This window comes from Leisingera sp. ANG59, assembly GCF_013317235.1.
In the GTDB taxonomy this organism is placed as follows: Bacteria; Pseudomonadota; Alphaproteobacteria; order Rhodobacterales; family Rhodobacteraceae; genus Leisingera.
The window spans coordinates 1-17857 of record NZ_WLCM01000063.1 but is presented as its reverse complement, the minus strand read 5'-3'; the positions used below and the strand labels follow the sequence as shown (position 1 = coordinate 17857).

Here is a 17857-nt window from a genome sequence, read left to right as displayed (position 1 = left end):
CAGGTGCCTTCGCGGGTCTGCGTCACCAATCCTGCCTGCATCAAAGCAGAAAGATAGGACGACAATGTACTGGACTTCACGTCCAGCGCCGAAGCGATTTCCCCAGCTGGCACCAGGTCAGGATACCGGCGCATCAGCAACCGGAAAACCGAAAGGCGCTTGGGGTGCCCCAAGACGGAGAGGCGGAGGGGAATCGATTTTTCCATATTTCGGGTTTTATCAAAACAATAGGGCCGCGCAAGAGGCAGTWTGAACTCGGCGATACTTTTCCAGGCCCTCCAGCAGCGATTGCTCGTTTGATAAGCGGCGTTTYCTCACTGAGGCTGGAACCCGGAGCCTGAGGCTTCAATCCGCCCGTCGATGCAGAATTCAAAGACCGCTCTGCCGACGAATGCWGTTTCACAGCGAGAACCGTGCCGCGCCCGCGAGCATTTTCTGCGTAAGCAATAGTCGCGCGAGCAAAAGGCGGCTGTGTCCCGCCTCACTGCCAGTCCAAGCCCGACTAGGCGAACGGCTTCTGTCTCGGAGATCAGCAATCCATGCCGGGCGCGGCGAACTTGCGGCATGAGCCCAGAGCCGCCGTTACTGCTTCTCTGGAATGCCGCAGGCGCAGGCGGTCGCTCGCTGCCAAAAGCTGACGCATGGAGATTGCTATGATACGGTCGAGCCAAACAGCTGCAAAGTCCCGAGAGAGGCTTTTCTCATTTGTTCAGTGTGGTCACTATCTCCAGTGGAGATCTTCTCTCTAAGTTCGTCGAGCTATCTTAGATCTACAGTCGAATGGTTCCATTCGAAGGGGGACCTTGAAAAGGTGGTCTCACAACTTGAAGAGCCAGTTGCCTGCCTTACACTTTGCTTAAGGTGAGCGCTATTTTTCAGAGGGTATCGGGGTATGATCATGGGGAAGAACTACAAGCCAGTGCGCCCATCTGGGAATACTTTGAAAGCAGATGGTAATGAAATTGATAAGCCTGCGGCAATTCGACGCCTCAAGAGCGGTAAGAGCGTTTATTGCACAAAGGCCTATGCAAAGGCGCTCTCAAAGGCACTTGGGGGGGTAGGAAAAACAAGGACGGCGACTACACCTTAAAGGAAAATCACATTAAAAATGGCAAAAAAGGTGAGATATATTTTGAACACTTTCATGATCCGCAACGGGAAGAACAGAGGAAATTAAGCAAGGCCTCACAAAAGAAGAGGGGGGGATAAAAGTAGGGCACATAAATTTTGGCGACGGATACGAAGTGAAGTAGTGAAGTGAAACCTTCAATGGTATTCTTTCACACGAGTTTATGCCGCAGAGTATAAAAATCATTCTATCTCGACAAGATACCCACCACTCCATAGCGAAGAAGTGGTGTCGTCCCAGTACTTGACAGGAATATTTGTGCCCGCAAATTTGCGCGACCTGTAGAATCTTGCCCAGTGTTGTCTATTTCTATTGTTGTCGGGGTTCCCGGGACTCCACCCGCGGAACGTCATGGGTTCACCAGTTACCCAAACCCAACCTCCACTCGGCTCGCGGCTGCGGTCGGCTTGGAAAAGACCAATCATTGGACCATGCAACCCGCCGTCGCCAGACCCTGTGATGAAGCGCTCGTCAGTCGAAAAGAGCTTCAGCAGAAAGTTGTTTTCTTCTGAGCTACTGATCGTTGCGAGATACCCACCAGCTCTCTGAGCCGTTTTATTTGCATAGTCCCAATCACCTGAGGTCGTTTGCACAGCAAGGTATAGGTGCCCTTTAAAGTAACCAAATTTTATTGGTGTATGGGAGTAGACACTAAGAGCCTTGCGCAACCGTGGCTCAAGGTCCTCAGAAAAGACATCAGTAGAGTAAATTTTGGCCTTGTCGGTTTGCAGCGCTTCGATAGCGGGGACGTTTGGCAGGACTCTCAGAAGGGGATGGTCGACCTTAACACCACGGAAAAGACCTGCTCGAATTCTGGCGGCTGCAATTGCTTGCTTGGTTCTGGGACCAAATTGTCCATCAAAGGACCCAACGTCAAAACCCATCATATTCAGGGCTTTTTGCACAAGAACTCTGTCATTACGTGACAGGCTTACGGTTTTGCCATCTGGACCTATTGCTGAAGTCAACCAGGGCTCCCGCTCAGAAAACCCCCTACGGACATCTCGTTCAGCTACGGCATTTGCCAGCCTTTCCTCCGCAAGCTTTACAAGCCAATGGTCGGGCATGTCTGAATACATTGTCACAAAATTCTTCCACCCCCAAACGCTGTTCATGGATACAGCTCGAGAGTAATCCTTCTGAATCTTGCTGTCAGTTCCCGACAGTGCAGCTGTTCGGACTGGTGCTTCTGCTAGGACCTCTACTTTGGGCGGAACGAGAAAGATATCCCTTCCCGGCAGTGATCCGTATACAAAAGGCTCTTGCTGTCCTCCTGTTGCTGCATAGACGGTGTCCCTCACCTTCCTGAACAGCTTTCCAAGTTCCAGACCGGGTTCTGTTAGGTGCTTGAGAAGCGCTGAGGCATACGGGCTGTTACGCCCCTTGCCATCCAATGCAAACGTTCCTCCTTTGGCTGCATACCCGACCAGGACGCCGCTTGGCTCTATCCTGGCGAGGCCTCGGCCGATCGATCGAGTTGCATTCCGACTAGCCATTTGCACTGAAAAAGGGTTGTTTCGGCACGCGTCAACGAGAACGATTTTCAACCCATCAACGGTCTCTAGAGATGCAAGCAACGCCTGCAGCCGAATGGCCTCAAATTCTACGTCACGATCGCGTTTTAGCTCGGCGTTAACTGGAATAAGATAGTTCTCACCGCCAACTTCTATGCCATGGCCAGCATAGTAAACCACAACAATATCAGCCTTTTCAGCTTGCTCGGAAAAATCACGAACTGCCAAGCGCATCGAGCGGAAATCCAAGTCGAAACCAGATGTGACTTCAAATCCGATTTTCTTCAGGACATTTGCTATGTCTCGTGCATCGTTCTCAGGGTTAGGCAGGCGAGTAACGTTCTGATAACTCGAATTCCCGATTACCAGAGCAACACGCCGCTCGGTTTCATTCTCCGCCATCAGAGCAGACGAACACATGACTATACAAGCTATGGATGCTGCCAAGCGCGTCAAAAGGATCATCATGATTACCAACTGTAAGAACAGAATTCGCTTCACAGAATAGTAGAATGCTTTGGAAATGTCGCCACCGATGGAAGACGATTGGAGACCGCGTTGGCGCACGGTTCCACTAGGGAACAACTACAAAATCTGATCCTGAAGACCTGGATTTTCCCACCACTGTGTTTTCGACAATGGTCTTGTGAGGTACGGGAATGAAGCCAAGCCTGCACGAATACCTAGCGCTGTATTTAACGCAAGTTTTCCATACATGCCGAGTGTCAGTAGCCCAATGCTGACCTTTGGAGCTGCCTAAATTTCAGTTGCAGCGAAAGTCTGGAAAGTCCGGCATCCCTTCCGCTTAATGATGTTGCCGACTGCACCTGCGGCGGAGGTCCGCATCTTACATTGCTCGTGCAGCATGGGATTGCCACCCGGCTCGCAGATCCCCAGAGTTTGCAAATGTCGCTCTCTACGCATCACTGCCACTGGTGTGTACCGCAGCATCAGCCGGGGCCGGCGCCACCTGCTGGATGGCGGCTTTCGGGAAAATAATGCCCCAAATGCTTGGCTCTCTCTGCGGAGCAGTCAGCGCGCCTGACACGTGCGTCGCGTTTGGGCTGAGCCTGCATGCTGCGCCTGCAAAGCAGGTAGCCCAGGCGTTCGTTTCCCAACACGCCTGAGCTACACCGCTTCGTACCTCTAACCGCCTAACAATCCGTCGACTTTACTGGCCACTTTGTCTGCAGCCTTGGCCAGGTAGCTTGCATCGAGATGCGCGTATCGTTCGGTGCTGTCCGGCGATTTGTGCCCGAGCAGCTTGCCGGTCATGTGCAGGGTTTCACCCGACATGATCGCATGGGAGGCATAGGTGTGCCGTAGATCGTGCAACCGAATTCCGTCGGGCAAACCGGCCAGATGTTTGAAGGTTTGCCAGGCGTGATCGATGGATGTGCGATGCGGCTTCTTTGTCCGCTGAGCCGGGAACACGTAACTGGACCGGCGCTGTTTACGCAACCGGTCGAGGCACTGGATAGCAGCATCGCTCAGATTGACTTCGCGCGGGCCTGTCTTGGTGCGCCGGAGGGCAAGCTTGTCCTTCCGGATCTCATCCCACCTCAACCGCAGGATCTCGCCGGAGCGGCAGCCCGTCCGCAGCATCGGCCAAAACGCGTCCGCAGCGTCCCTCTGCCTGGAGGTTGCGGAGTTCAGCACGGCGGCCAGCCGCCGGAGCTGGCCGCTGCTCAGCATACGACCGCGCGCCAACCGCCGGTTGGAACGCAGAGGCGCTGCCGGATTGGGCAAGTCCACCGGTAGATGGCCTGCTTCCCGGCCCAATTCAGAATTGTCGTGAAGTGACCAAGCGCCTGGTTGGACCCGCCCGGCCGGGAGCGGGAATAGGCATAGAACCACTCGGCAATCTCCGGCGTCGTAATCCGTGCGATCTTCCGTGGACCAAATGCGGGCAGAAGCTGCGTGTCCAGATAGTACCCCAGAGAGGAAAGCGTGGAAGCAGCATAATTCAGGAAGGAAAACCGCCGACGCGGCCCGTTCCGCAGGCGGGAAAGCCAGTCAGTTGAATGGCTTACCGGGAGCCTTGGAGCGCCGGGTTCGGCCCGGGGTCCTCAGATTTGTACCACGCCAAATGCACCGTGGTGGTGATCCGCTAGCCGTCCTGTGCCACTGAGCGGCGGAACAGCAGGAGGCGGGCCGCCCGCAGGACGCGGCGCGGTCCTGCCCATGTCCAGTGCGCGGCCGGACGCGGACCGAGCAAGTGCGCCACCTCCGCGCGCGGCTCGTGATGCAAACCGCTGGCGCTTTATTCCAGCCTGGCACTCCCGTAAAAAGTTAAGAAAGTCTGAATATTTTACGCAAAGACAACTTGTCGGCCACGGTCTGCCGCAATTTTGCCCTTCATGCCTGATTGTTCGTTAACCAGAAAACAAAGAAGGCAGCTTTGACCACGAATTCATTCGTTGCTCGCACAGACCGACAAGGAAATTACCAATATGGATGAGACACCCGACTGCCAGCCCGCTGGCTTTGGACGTTTTCCCTTTTTGCGCCACGGCCATGACAGCCTTGCCGGGCTTGCAGGCGAGATCGTGGAGCTGAAGGACCTGCTGCTGGACATTCAGGCGCTGGAGGCCAAAGGCAGCCGCAGCCAGATCGACCGGCAGCTGAAAGAGCTCGACGAGTTCAAGCCCAGCGTCACGATGATCGGGCAGATCAAATCCGGCAAGACCTCCCTGGTGAATGCGATGGTGGCCCGGCCCGGGCTGCTGCCTGCAGATGTGAATCCCTGGACGTCGGTTGTCACCTCGCTGCATCTGAATGCCCCGCGCAAGGATGGCGACCCGGTGGCTTCCTTCCAGTTTTTCAACGGTGATGAATGGGACCATCTGGTCTCCAATGGCGGCCGCATCGGCGAGCTGTCGATGCGGGCGGGCGCCGATGAGGAGCTGCAGAAGATCCAGGCGCAGATCGCGGAAATGCGCGAGAAGACCCGCAAGCGGCTGGGGCGGCGGTTTGAACTGCTCCTGGGCCAGAAGCATGATTACCAGCATCTGGATGACGACCTGATGCAGCGCTATGTCTGCCTGGGCGACGATTTCGAGATGGCGGGCAGCAGCGATCAGCAGGGCCGGTTTGCCGATATCACCAAATCCGCCGACCTGTACCTGCCGCTGCCGTCGCTGCCGGTGCCGCTGTGCCTGCGCGACACGCCCGGCGTAAACGACACCTTCCTGATGCGCGAGCAGATCACCATCAAGTCGCTGCGCAACAGCCGCCTGTGCGTGGTGGTGCTGTCTGCCTCGCAGGCGCTGAGCTCGGTCGATATGGGGTTGATCCGGATGATCTCCAACGTGCGGTCGGAAGGGATAGTGATCTTCGTCAACCGGATTGACGAGCTGTCGGACCCCGAGACCCAGATCCCCGATATCCGCGACAGCATCCTGGCGACGCTGGAGAAGATGAACGGGCCGGAAAATCCCAGGATCGTCTTTGGCAGCGCGTTGTGGGCCAATGCGGCGCTGGCGCCGGACACCCATCCGCTGGGCGAGGACAGCGCCGCCGTGCTGCGGCAGTACGCCGGGCCGGAGGCAGGCGCAGACGGGCAGGATGTGCTGAGCGACCCGGCGCTGATGTGGCAGCTCTCCGGTGTGCCGGAACTGTTTGAAACCATCGGCGCGCGGATTGCCGAAGGCGCCGGCGCGCGGCTGCTGTCCGAGGTGCGCCAGCGCGCCGCCAACCAGGTGTCCAGCATGAAGGCGGCCTCGACCGTGGCGTCGATGCGGATCGACGGCAACCGGATTTCGGTGATTGAGCCCGCCGCGCTGAGCCAGCTGTTGCGGCGGCTGGAAACCGTGAGCATGGCGCAGATGGATACCGCGCTGGATCAGGTGTTCGCCACCTTCTCCTCCCGGGTGGACCAGGCGCATAACAAGTTTCTGGAGCGGGCAGTAGCCTCATTGCTGCAACATCTGGAGAACTACGGCGAAAACGAAACCTGGCAATATGCGCCGGACGGGCTGCGGATCCTGCTGCGGTCCAGCTATCAGGTGATGCGCAAGAACCTGATGGCAGCCTGCACACAGGTCTACAGCGATGCGGCCTCGGCGATCCATGACACCTATCAGCAGGCGGTCTCCATTCAGGTCAGCGATTTCCGTATTGCGCCTGCTGCGGTGCCAGAGGTGCCGCCGCCGGTGGCGATCGGCGCCACCATCGCGCTGGATCTGCAGACCTCCTGGTGGAAGGGCTGGTGGCAGCGCCGCCGCGGATACCGCGCCTATGCCAGCGGCTATTACGACCTGATCAAGGCGGAGACAGCGCCGATCATCCATGAACTGAAGGAACAGCAGGCGGCGGAGATCCGGCAGGACGCCCGCGAGCGTCTGATGGCGTTCTTCACCGAGCAGCGGGAGCTGCTGATGGACGTGGCGGAAAAAACCCGGATCAGCATGAATGACCTGAACACCCTGTTCGGCATCAGCGCCCAGCAAGAGCGGGCGGAGCTGCTGGAGCTTCTGCTCAAGGAACTGGCATCAGAGGACGCGGAACCGGTCGCAGAACCGGCCCGGGCAGCACGTGAAGGAGCGGCGGCATGACGAACCCGCAGCCATTGGACCGCAAACCCCGTGTCGCCATCATGGGCGAATTCAGCGCGGGCAAGAGCACCCTGTCGAACCTGCTCTTGGGGCGGCGCATCCTGCCGGAGAAGGTGACGGCCACCCGGCTGCCGCCGGTCTGGATCACCGAAGGAGAGGAGCCGCCCGAGCGCAAGGCGCTGGACGGCAGCCTGCATCCGGTCTCGCTGGAGGCGCTGGAGGCCGTGCCGCTGGAAGAGACGCTTTTTGTGCAGATCAGCTGCGAGGCGCCGGTGCTGGAAGCCTGCGACCTGATCGACTTCCCCGGCATCTCCGATCCCAACATGCCGCCCGAGGTCTGGGAGCGGATGCTGGAAGAGGTGGACTGCGTGCTGTGGTGCACCCATGCGACCCAGGCCTGGCGCCAGTCGGAGGCGGCGGCCTGGGGGCTGGTGCCGGAGACGGTGCGCCAGCGCAGCCTGCTGCTGATCACCCGGTTCGACAAGCTGACGACGCCGCTGGACAAGCTGCGGGTGCAGACCCGGGTGTCGAGGGAGACCGAAGGCCAGTTTGCCGGCGTCTGCCCGATCTCGCTGACCCAGGCGCTGGACGCGGAGCCGGAGAGCACGGAATGGGAAACCTCCGGCGCGCAAGGTTTTTCCGCGGCGCTGGAGGCCATTGTGACAGCTGCCCGGGATGGCAGCACCCCTGCGGTGCAGGAAACCGCCCCGGCTGCTGCTGCCGCGGCCCAGCCGGTGCAGCAGCCTGCAGCGGCGGAACCGGCGGCAGCAGCCGAAGGCACGCCCCAAGCGGACAGCCCGCAGGAGGTGCAGCCCGGCCGCGTCATGCCGCGCCGGGTGCGCCCCCAAGGCGCCAAGCGCACTCCGCGTCCGGATGGGCGCCCGGATGCGGATCTGGCAGCGCTGCGCAGGGAATTGCTGGAGAGCTGAAAAAAGAGGCTTGTATTCCCGCGCCCGTTACGGTTGTGAATTGACCTGCGGGCCGGGCAGAACCGGCCCATCAGGCAAGGGCGCATTATGACGGTATCGGAAGAACTGGACAGTCTGCACGCTCAGTTTCCCGCCTGCGGGACGGTGGCCTATGCGGATATGGCCGCGGGCATGGTGCTGGTGGCCAACAGCCAGTCGCCGCTGGACCGCCATGCGCTGGATGCGCTTTGCGCCCAGGCCGGCTTCCTGCTGGGTGAAGACGGCGTACCGCCGCTTGGGCCCCAGTCGCCCGGCTTTGCGATGGCGCGGGAGCCGGGCAGGGTGATGCTGGCCTTCAAATCGCCCCTTCAGCCGACCGATGCGCTGCTGTGCCTTGCCGCGCCTGATCTGGATCTGGGCGCGTTTCAGGCCGCTGCACGGGACTGCCTGGCCCGGATCACCGCAGATGGCTGACGGACCGGCGCACCACGACCTTCGAACGGGAATATCAAAGTGACTCACGACGACGCAATTGCCGGAAATCTGGCGGCCCTGGGTGCCCGGCAGACCGTGTTCCGGGATGGCAGACGGGTTCTGTCCAACGGGCTGTTCCCGCCGCCGCTGCCCGCGATGCTGCAGGAAATCGGCACCACGGTGCTGCAGCGGCAGCTGACCTTCCGGGCCGGGGGCAGCGCGCTGGCCTTTGTGGTGTCCGAACGGCGGCTGATGGCGCTGGTGTCCGCCAGCAGCGATCTGGAAGAAGTGCAGCATCTGGCCGGCGAAGGCCTGTCCCATGACCAGCCGGATGTGCTGGAAGCGGTTGCCGCGGCCATGGTGCGGCTGGCGCAGGCCGAGGAACCGCTGACGGTGGAGACCGCCTTTGCCGCGCCCGGCGGCAGCCCGGCCGGGCTGGGACTGCCGGCGGCGATGCTGGAAGAGGTGATGGAGCTGGACCCGGGCGAGCAGGAACGGCCGATGGAGTTTTTCATCGAGGCTGCCGCCGGGATGTATTCCGCCTGCCTGCTGCATGCGGGCGGCGCCTGGCTGGGCGGCGGCGAGGATGCAGCTGTGCTGACTGCGCTGCAGAAGATTGCCGATGCGCAGTGGGAGCGTTTCCAGGCGTCTTGTGCCAAACATGCGGCGCTGACGGAAACGCCGCGGCTGATTTCACTGGGCCCGGTTCTGGACGGCGGCGAATGCGTGTCCGTGGTCTGGGCCGATGGCGAATGCGCCCTGTTTGCCCATGGCGAAGCGGAGCTGGCCGGGCTGCACGGGATCTGGCAGCGGGTTTTCACCCTCTGAGGTGAAAACCCTTGCTGCTGTTCCGCAGCTTGGCCGTCTTCAGGCGGCGAGCTGCGCCTGCATGTCCCGTTTCAGCTGCAGCAGAATGCTGGTGGCATCAAACAGCGACGTGTCGTCCTGTTCCACCTGGATCAGCTGAATGAGATCTTCCGCTTCCGAGACCGCGCCGCGGATCTCTGCCAGTGCGCCGCCGCCGCTGCCGCCGTTCTCTTCAAGATGGCTGTCCAGCCACTGCACCGACTTCAGGGCGGTGCGGATCAGCTGCCGGCTGTCTGCGCCGGTGCCGTCACGCATCGCCTGGCCCATGCTGCGCCCCTGCGCGGACAGGTAGTCCAGCGCCTGATCAAAGGCCTGCCGGACCTCCGGGCTGAGCGCCGCTTCTTGCGGTTCCGCAGTTTTTGCAGGTGCCGCAGGCGCCTCTGCCGCGGGGGCAGGGCGGGCCGGTGCGGGTGTTTCTGCCGCAAGCGGAGTGTCCGGCTCTGCCTGGGGCGCCACCGGGGAGAGCGGTGCGGCCGTGTCCTCTGCCGGAGCGGCGGCTGCGGGAGCGGGAGCGTATTTCGCCAGCAGCACACCGGCCTGATCCAATGCTGCCTGACGCCGCAGCTTMACCTCATGCATGATGGCCGAGATCAGCGCCTGCCCGCCGGAGCGGCGCAGCCGGTCGCGGTCCACCGTGCCATCCGGCTGCCGTGCGGCCTGCGCCTCCAGCGCGGCCAGTGGCAGGATGCCGTGGAAATGCTCCGAGGCTGCGTCCTGAATGCCCGCCAGCGCGGGGGCCAGCCGGTCCTGTGCCGCCAGCTCATCCGCCTTGGTAACCAAAAGGAAGGCGCCGTCCTTCATCTGCTCCGGCGCGCGCGCCCAGGCGGCCTGCTCTGCGGCGGTGAAACCCTGGGTGCACCACAGGGCAATGCCGGTGCGCCGGGCCGCCCAGGGCACCGCGCGTTCCAATGCGGCGGCATCCGGGGCGGCAATTTCAAGGATACTGATCTGGTTCAGGGCGGGCAGCGGCAGCTGCGCCTCGGCAAAGACCGCGGCCCGGGCAGCCAGCGCGCCGGTGTCGAATCCCGGCAGGCTGAAGCCGCTGCCGTCCGCCAGCACCCCGCTGCAGGCCGCGGTTCCGCCGCCGCTGATCTGCAGGGTGGGCAGGGAGACGCCTGCCGGGATCACCTGGCTGCCAAGCAGCAGGTTGGCGACGCTGGACTTGCCCGAACCGGACAGGCCGAACAGGGTGACGGCCACCGGTTTTTCCAGCTGCTCCAGCAGCGTACCGGTGCCGGCTTGCAGGCGGGCGGGGATCCGGCCCTTTGCCAGTGCGTGCCGCAGCGATGCGGCCGCGGCTGCGGTTTCCGCTTGGGTCATGCCTAGCGCCCTTTCCCGGCCAGCCGGACCACCTTGGCATCCTGCTCCGGCAGGGACGGCCCGTCATAGGAGTTGCTGTTCATGGCCACAACGCGGGTTGCGCTGGCCGATTGGTCGCCCACGAGGTCGATCGGCTTGCGGCGCATCTTGCGGGTCACCGGCTTGTTGTGGTTCAGCTTGATCACGGCAAAGGAAATGTTGTCCTGATCCGGGTCCGCCAGATCATCCAGCGCTGCCAGCAGCCGTTCGACGATTTCCGCGCTCTTGCGGCGGCGGTACTTGTGCAGGATCTTCTCGATCCGCGCGTCCTCCAGAAACTGCAGCCCGTCGCTGGAGACAACCACCAGATCGCCGACCTCCAGCCGGAAGGGGGTCTTGGGGCAGTCCGTGCGCGTCACCCGGTCGCCCAGGATCACCGAGGTCAGGCAGTTGCGGTCGGGATGGTCGCGTCCGGCTTCGGCGTCCAGCAGGCCCGCCTTGACCATCATGTCGATCTGCGGCGCCATCGAGTGGTCCTCATTCAGCTGCTGCAGCTTGCCGCCGCGCATCAGATAGAGCGGCGAGTCGCCGATCGACAGCCAGTACAGGCGGTCCTCGATCATCACCACCGACACCAGGGTCGCGCCCATGCCGCGGACGCTGGGATTGTCCTGGACATACTCCTGCACGCAGGTGTTGGCCTCAGCCGCGGCGTGGGTCAGGTGATAGGGGATCTGCTTTTCGTACTCGGCGAAGTTGACGCTTTCGAACTTCAGTCTGCTGAAGGCCTCTGTCACCACCATCTTGGAGGCGACATCGCCGGCCGCGTGGCCGCCCATACCGTCCGCCAGGATGGCCATGCCGATGTCGGTGCCAGCCGGGAAGTCGGTGATGATGGCGTCTTCCTGGTAGTCGCGCGCGCCCTGGCAGATGGCGGCGGCAACGTCAAAGCGCGGTTCAGGCGATTTCCACATGTTCCGCCTCCTGCCCGCCAGCGCTGGTCCAGTTGAAGTCTTTGCCGCACAGCGCCATGAAGCGCAGGGTGGTCTCGCCCAGGCGGATCAGGTCGCCGCTTTTCAGAACCTCGTTGCTGATTACCGGCTGGCCGTTCAGGCGCACGATATTGCTCTTGCCGCCGTGGCCCAGATAGAACTGCGAGCTCTCGGGATCAAAGACGATGGCGGCATGGTTGCTGCGGGAGATCGCGGTGTCGCCGAAATCGAGCGCAACCGCCTGATCCTCGCAGCGGCCGATGGCCGACATGCCCGCCTTGAGCGTGAAGCTCTCGCCATAGCCCGGTCCGTCAGCGACCACGATCCAGCCCACCGGGAACTTGGTGTCGCGGGCCGGGGCGGCGGCGCCGGAGCTGTCGAACAGATTGACGACGTCGCCGTCGGAGGTGTCAAAGCCCAGCAGGCGGGTCTTGGCGCGGCGCTTGCGGGCCGGGGCGGCGCTGACATGCGCGGTCAGATCCGGCAGCTCGCCGCCGGGCTGGGGCATCTGCGCAGCAGCGCCTGCGGGCGGAGCAGCCGGGGCGGCTGCGGCCGGGTCCAGGTCCCAGATCCCGGCTGCCGCATCCGCGGCGGGCATGGCGGCGGTTTCCGGCTGGCTGTCTGCAGCCTGGTCCGCCTGCGGGTCCAGATCCAGTTCCACGGAGCGGGTGTGCTGGGCAACCGCCTTCAGCACTTCCTGCTGCATCGTTTCGTCCGCGACCTGCAGCCGCTCCATCGGGGCGGGCTCAGAAAGCGGGTCCTGCCGACCGATAAGTTTTCCGAAAAATCCCATGTCGTCTGCCTTTTTTGTTTTACAGGCGTCCGTGCAGTCACGGCAGGCGCCCGGTTTTCCCTTTGTGCGGAGAGCCGTCTGTCCGCGGCCCCTGCGGCCTGCCATGCCCCCGCACCGGGGGCATGGCCGTTGCCCGGATCAGCTGCCGATCTTGTTGAACTCGGCCAGGCTGTCGGCGATGATCGCGTACCATTCGCCGCTTTCGCGCATCTCGTTCAGGCCCTTGTTGAGCAGGGTCAGGTAGACACGGCCGCGCGGATTGGTCTTATGCGTCACGAAGTGGATCGCCTGCAGCTGCGACAGGTTGGAGTTCAGCTGCACCTTGCCTTCGGCTTCCGCCACTTCGCGGACTGCGGCATCGCCGGCTTCGAGGTCCAGCAGCGCCATGTCGGCCTCGCCGCTCACCAGCTTGCGGATGCAGTCAACCGCAGAGGTCGGATGGACCAGGGAAATCACCGGCTCCACCAGGCCTTCGCCGGACAACTCGGCCAGGGACCAGCCTTCGGGGCGGCAGATCTTGGCGCCAGCGTAATCCGCATAATCCTTGATGTTGGCATAGGGGTTGTCAGCCATGGTCCAGTGGGCGGACACCGATTCATAGATCGGCAGCGAGAAGTTCAGCTGGGTGCAGCGGTACTTGGTGTCCGCGTCGGTGTTTTCGAGGTTGGAGCAGTCATTCGGCTTGTACCAGGCGATCGACACGTCGAAGGCGCCGAGCGGCAGCAGGGTGTCGAAATGAGCCTTCCAGTCGTCCACGAAGCTGAGGTTGTATTCGCGGTCGTTGCCACCGCGGTTCAGCGCGGTGGTGGCCAGGCGCACCAGCATGCCGCCGCCCTTGAGGCTTTCGCCGGTGAAGGGTTCCCAGCCGTTGCCGGACACCATCTTGATCGGCGGCTCGTAGATGCTGGACTTGGCCCGTTTGGCCTGTTTTTCCTCTTCCTGCGCGATGATCTCGGTGACATCGCTGTCGGCGGTCAGGCGGCCGTCTTCACAGGGGATCTGCAGAACGGTGCCGGCCTCCAGGCTGTTGGGGTTGGCAATCGCGTTGCGGTTGGCGTTGAAGATCATCTGATAGTCAAAGGAGCCGTAAGCGGCCTGGGCGATGGAGCCGAGGCTGTCGCCGTCCTGAACGGTGTAGGGGGCACAGGCCTCCTGCGCGGCTGCCGAGGTGGAGACGAACAGGGCGGCGGTAACGGTGGTTGCGCTGTATTGAACCAAGGATTTGATCATCGACATGAGAGTTAGTTCCTTTTCAATGGGGCACCGCCGTTGCGCAGGGGGCTGCAGGCAGTGGGTCAAGGTTTCTGTAGGGGGGTCAGTTGGTGAGGGTTCTGATTTCGCGTTGCAGGGCCTTGGAGACGATGGCGTACCATTCGCCGGAGACGGACATTTCCTTCAGTCCGCTGTTGAGCAGATCCAGGGTCTCCTGGGCCCGGGGGTGATCCTTGTGAACGATGGCGTGCAGGGATTTCACCTCGCCGAGGTTCGGGTTTTCCTTGATCTGGCCGGCCAGGCCCATGGTGGCGAGCGTGTCGCTGGCAACCAGGGTATCCAGGGCGACCACATCGACAGCGCCGGCAGTCAGGGCGGTAAAGCACTCCGCGATCTGGACCGGGCGGTAGAATTTCACGGTTTCCGCGGTGAGGCCCGCGGTATCCAGATGCGCCATGGAATAGCCCTCGGGGCGGCAGATCCGGGTGCCCATCAGCTCGCCATAGTCAAAGGCGGTGGCGTAGGGGCTGCCGGTGGCCGCAAAGAAGCCGTCGACAACTTCATAGAAGGGATCTGAGAACTGGTAGTTGTCGCAGCGGAACTTGTCGCCGGCGGACAGCAGGCCGTAGTCGCCGCAGTTGGGTTTCAGCCAGGGGAAGGAGCCTTCGAACGCCATGGCAGGCAGCAGGGTTTCCAGATGCGATTCCCAATCGTTGACAAAGGTCACGGAGATCTCGGTCTCCGGCGCGGCGCGCAGGGCGGCGGTTTCGATCAGCTGGGTGAACATGCCGCGGCCGGGCAGGTCCTCGCCGGTGAAGGGCGGGAAATCATTACCGGTGATCAGAACCATAGGTTCCGGGGTTGCAGGCGCAGCCGGGGTCTCTGCCGGCGCGGTTTCTTCTGCAACGGTCTCGGTTGCAAGCACTTCTGCGGCAGCGGTTTCCGCGGCGGATGCCTCCTGAATTTCCGCCGCCGGGGCTTCAGCTTCCTGAGCTGCGGACGCCGCGGCCGGCAGGCTGCCGTCGGCGCAGGGCAGGACCAGCTGCATGCCGATTTCAATAATGTTCGGGTTGCGGCCGATGACAGCGCGGTTGGCGTTGTAGATCACCCGGAATTTGGAGTGGCCGTAGGCCTTCTCGGTGATTTCCCGCAGGTTGTCGCCGGACTGGACCTCGTACACCTGGCAGGCTTCCTGAGCCTGGGCAGACTGACCGGCAGCCGCGATGGCGATCAGGGATGCACCCATAAATTTAGCAGTATTGCGCATTAAATCTGTCCTTCGTGGGTCAGAGAGGCAAAGCTCTCCCGGGAACGGCCGCCGGTGGGGCTGATCGCCTGATGCTTGTGGTTGGGTGAAAGGCTGGCGGGGGTTAGCTGTTTCCTGCCAGTTCCAGGCTGGCTGAGGCCGCAGCCCCGTCGCGCAGAATGTCGAAGGTTGCGGTGGCTGCACCCTTGTCCTGCAGCACCTGCATAATCTCAGCCAGCGACTCCCCTTCGGTCAGAGTGGTGCCGGTTGCGGTTTCACGCAGCAGCACGTCGCCGGGCTGCAGATCCGCGGATCCCTGGGCAGCCTGCTGGCTGACGGAAGTGACCCAGGCGCCATCCTGCATCCGGGCGTCGAACTGCAGGCCGCTGTTCAGACCGGTCCGGCGCACCACCGGAACCGCCAGCAGCCCCACTTCGAACCGCTTGCTTTCGGCACCCTTGTAGCGGATGGAGGCGCGGGTGTAGCCGTCCGGGTCGATCTGCATCGCGGTCAGCAGCTGCGACGCAAACGGCGAGTCTGCCGTCAGCGGCTGATTGTTGACGGTCAGGATTTCCACGCCCGGTGCAATCCAGCTGCCGGTCTTGCTGAGGTCGGTGTTTTCCCCGGTTCCGGTGATGGACACCACCTGCGCCTTGCGGACGGTCCGTTCTTCGTACTCGAAGGGGATCGAGACATCCCACAGCGCATAGCTGACCTCATGGCCCGCAAAGGGCGCGGGGGCTGCCACCGGTTCCGGCTGCGCGGGCTCGGCAACTGCCGCAACGGCGTTGGTTTCCTCAGATACTTCTGCGGGGACCGGCTCTGCCGCCTGCGGTGCAGGTTCGGCGGGTGCTGCAGCTTCTGGTTCTGCAGCGCCAGCGCTGTCTGCCGCGGCTGTGATACTGGCAGCTTCCGTGTCCGCAGCAGGGGCCGGGTCAGCGGCCGCCGGGGCCGGATCGGTCGCAACAGGCGCCGGTTCCGCAACTGCCGCGGTTTCAACCGCCGCTGCATCCGTCTGGGTGTTGCCATAGTAGATGTAGCCAGCGGCGCCCAGACCGGCCAGAACCGCCAGAATGGACACGGCCGGCAGACGGCTGCGCTTCTTTTCCTCATGAGCAGGTGCCGCGGTGCTGTTGGCCGGCTGCGGCGCAGGTGCCGCGGGTTTCTTGCCATCCAGCATCGCCAGCCATTCCTCAGCCGATTGCAGGCGCATGGAGGGCTTGGTGTTCATCGCCTTGTCGATGGCCTCCAGGAAGCCTTCGGGGTAACCTACGACAGCGCCCGCCAGGGGCACATAGGGGTCGGGGCGCTGCTCCGCGATGGCGACCAGACGGGCCTGGCCGTTCACAGGCGCCTCGCCCCGGATCACATGATAAAGAGAGGCAGCCAGCGCGTAGAGATCGCTCCAGGGGCCCTGTTCGCTGCCGGCAATGTAGAATTCCTGCGGCGAGTAGCCGTCCTTGACCACCCGCAGCGCGGAATGCTTGCGGCCGTCCTCGCTGGTGTCTTCGCGGGCGGCGCCGAAATCAATCAGCACCGGCTCGCCGTCTGCGGTCAGCAGGATGTTGTCGGGGGAAATGTCGCGGTGCAGCAGGTTGGCGTCGTGCACGTAGCCGATGGCGTCCAGCAGCTTGCGGGTCATGCCGGTGATCTGCTCCGGGGTCAGAACGGTTTCCGCATCATCCAGAATGTCCTGCAGGTCGCGGCCGTCGACATAGTCGATCGCCATATAGGCGGTGTCGTTGTCCTCGAATACCTGATGCACACCGACGATGTTGGGGTGCTTCAGCTTGGACAGGCTCTGGGCTTCACGGATGAAGTGGCGGATGATCGACTTCAGTTCGCTCTGATGCGCCCGGGACCGCGCACTGACCAGGGCGTTGGTCCGGCGGCAGAAGGCATCCGCAAAGCATTCCTTGATCACCACGGTCCGGTCGAGGCTGTCCTTGGCAAGATAGGTGATGCCAAAGCCGCCGTTGTTCAGAAAGCGCGTAATGGTGTACTGGCCATGGAGCAACGTTGTGCCCGGCTGCAGATCATCCTGCTGATCCGCGTCAACTGAAGTCTCCACAAGCGTATTGAGTGCCATTCTTTTGCTCCCGTCTCAATGTTATGTGGCCGCGGCTTCTGCTGCTGCCCGCTTTGTGCGTTAATTCTTTGTTAAGCTGATCTGTTGAGAAATCGGCGACAATGTGGCGCAAACGGGGAATATTGACGAAGGAGTATTTTCCGGGCTTTTCAACCGGGCCGGGAAACGTGAGGCTTGCAAGGATCGCGGATTTTTCGGGCTTTTTCTCAATGCCTTATCCAGGCAAGCAGCGGCAGGCACCCGTGCGGCCTTCCTGATCGGCTTGTGCCGCAATCAGGCGTCGCCGCTGCTGGAGAAGTGCGTTTTCAGGCCGGAACCAGACTGGTCTGCCCCCTGAATCAGCCCGTCACCTGGCTGTCCCGTCCGCCAACGAAGCGAAAAAGTAGCGTTTTAGTTAACGCAATCGCAACAATTTGCAGCTGGCCGCCGGGCCGCCCGGCAGGAACACAGCGGCTGAGCCAGCACGGAAGGGTTTCGGGCCGGGTTAGCTTTAAACATAATCCTGATTATAGGATAACGCGTTGTACGCGGGTGGATTCACATCCGAAGTGCAAATTCTGTATCAAAACAGATGTTTGCATGGAGGCTATTGAATGGGACGCAATTACCCTCACCTGAGTTTGGAAGAACGCCGGAAGATTGCCAAGTGGCGTGAAGCCAAAATGCCGGTGCCTGAGATCGCAGACCGGCTGGGCCGCGCAGCGTCTACGATCTACCGGGAACTCAAGCGTAATTTCTTTGATGACAAGGAACTTCCTGAGCTGAACGGATACCACGC

At 62.0% G+C, this 17857-nt stretch carries 14 protein-coding genes; 5 read left to right on the top strand and 9 right to left on the bottom strand.

The annotated features are described in order from the left end of the window. The 3 genes from GKC28_RS24530 to GKC28_RS24520 form a co-directional block, all read right to left on the bottom strand. On the bottom strand, nt 1-206 hold a 206-nt coding region (locus GKC28_RS24530; protein WP_174149578.1), incomplete at its 3' end, for a helix-turn-helix transcriptional regulator. A 1105-nt stretch (nt 207-1311) separates the two neighbouring features. Then, the gene (locus GKC28_RS24525) at nt 1312-3111 is read right to left on the bottom strand and encodes a caspase family protein (RefSeq protein WP_174149577.1); all 1800 of its coding nucleotides are present in this window, start codon (nt 3109-3111) and stop codon (nt 1312-1314) included. A gap of 678 nt (nt 3112-3789) precedes the next feature. Continuing rightward, on the bottom strand, nt 3790-4338 hold the full coding sequence (locus GKC28_RS24520) for a site-specific integrase (RefSeq protein ID WP_174149576.1): 549 nt from the start codon (nt 4336-4338) through the stop codon (nt 3790-3792). 758 nt (nt 4339-5096) lie between these two features. On the opposite strand from GKC28_RS24520, the gene GKC28_RS24515 reads away from it, so the two are divergent. The 4 genes from GKC28_RS24515 to GKC28_RS24500 all read left to right on the top strand — a co-directional run bounded on the left by GKC28_RS24515 (nt 5097) and on the right by GKC28_RS24500 (nt 9409). Further along, nucleotides 5097-7199 (top strand): dynamin family protein, encoded by a 2103-nt coding sequence (locus tag GKC28_RS24515; protein WP_174149575.1) that lies wholly within the window; start codon nt 5097-5099, stop codon nt 7197-7199. Beyond that, the gene (locus GKC28_RS24510) at nt 7196-8128 is read left to right on the top strand and encodes a dynamin family protein (protein ID WP_174149574.1); all 933 of its coding nucleotides are present in this window, start codon (nt 7196-7198) and stop codon (nt 8126-8128) included. The genes GKC28_RS24515 and GKC28_RS24510 overlap by 4 nt, the downstream gene beginning before the upstream one ends. 87 nt (nt 8129-8215) lie before the next feature. Continuing rightward, nucleotides 8216-8581: a hypothetical protein gene (locus tag GKC28_RS24505; protein ID WP_174149573.1), complete on the top strand. Its 366-nt coding sequence runs from the start codon at nt 8216-8218 to the stop codon at nt 8579-8581. 39 nt (nt 8582-8620) lie between these two features. Then, nucleotides 8621-9409 (top strand): hypothetical protein, encoded by a 789-nt coding sequence (locus GKC28_RS24500; protein WP_174149572.1) that lies wholly within the window; start codon nt 8621-8623, stop codon nt 9407-9409. Nucleotides 9410-9448: 39 nt separating this feature from the next. Here GKC28_RS24500 and GKC28_RS24495 read toward each other — a convergent pair whose 3' ends face one another. The 6 genes from GKC28_RS24495 to GKC28_RS24470 all read right to left on the bottom strand — a co-directional run bounded on the left by GKC28_RS24495 (nt 9449) and on the right by GKC28_RS24470 (nt 17079). Beyond that, on the bottom strand, nt 9449-10768 hold the full coding sequence (locus GKC28_RS24495; RefSeq protein WP_174149571.1) for a hypothetical protein: 1320 nt from the start codon (nt 10766-10768) through the stop codon (nt 9449-9451). 2 nt (nt 10769-10770) lie between these two features. Continuing rightward, nucleotides 10771-11721, bottom strand: coding sequence for a PP2C family serine/threonine-protein phosphatase (locus tag GKC28_RS24490; protein WP_174149570.1), 951 nt, complete (start codon nt 11719-11721; stop codon nt 10771-10773). Then, the gene (locus GKC28_RS24485) at nt 11705-12532 is read right to left on the bottom strand and encodes an FHA domain-containing protein (RefSeq protein WP_174149569.1); all 828 of its coding nucleotides are present in this window, start codon (nt 12530-12532) and stop codon (nt 11705-11707) included. The genes GKC28_RS24490 and GKC28_RS24485 overlap by 17 nt, the downstream gene beginning before the upstream one ends. 138 nt (nt 12533-12670) lie before the next feature. Further along, nucleotides 12671-13768: a transporter substrate-binding domain-containing protein gene (locus GKC28_RS24480; RefSeq protein ID WP_174149568.1), complete on the bottom strand. Its 1098-nt coding sequence runs from the start codon at nt 13766-13768 to the stop codon at nt 12671-12673. Between the two features lie 79 nt (nt 13769-13847). Beyond that, nucleotides 13848-15011, bottom strand: coding sequence for a transporter substrate-binding domain-containing protein (locus tag GKC28_RS24475; RefSeq protein ID WP_174149567.1), 1164 nt, complete (start codon nt 15009-15011; stop codon nt 13848-13850). 103 nt (nt 15012-15114) lie between these two features. Beyond that, nucleotides 15115-17079, bottom strand: coding sequence for a serine/threonine-protein kinase (locus GKC28_RS24470; protein WP_174149566.1), 1965 nt, complete (start codon nt 17077-17079; stop codon nt 15115-15117). 593 nt (nt 17080-17672) lie between these two features. Between GKC28_RS24470 and GKC28_RS24465 the strand changes: the two genes are divergently transcribed. Continuing rightward, a partial coding sequence (locus tag GKC28_RS24465; RefSeq protein ID WP_174149364.1) for a helix-turn-helix domain-containing protein occupies nt 17673-17857 on the top strand: 185 nt, incomplete at its 3' end.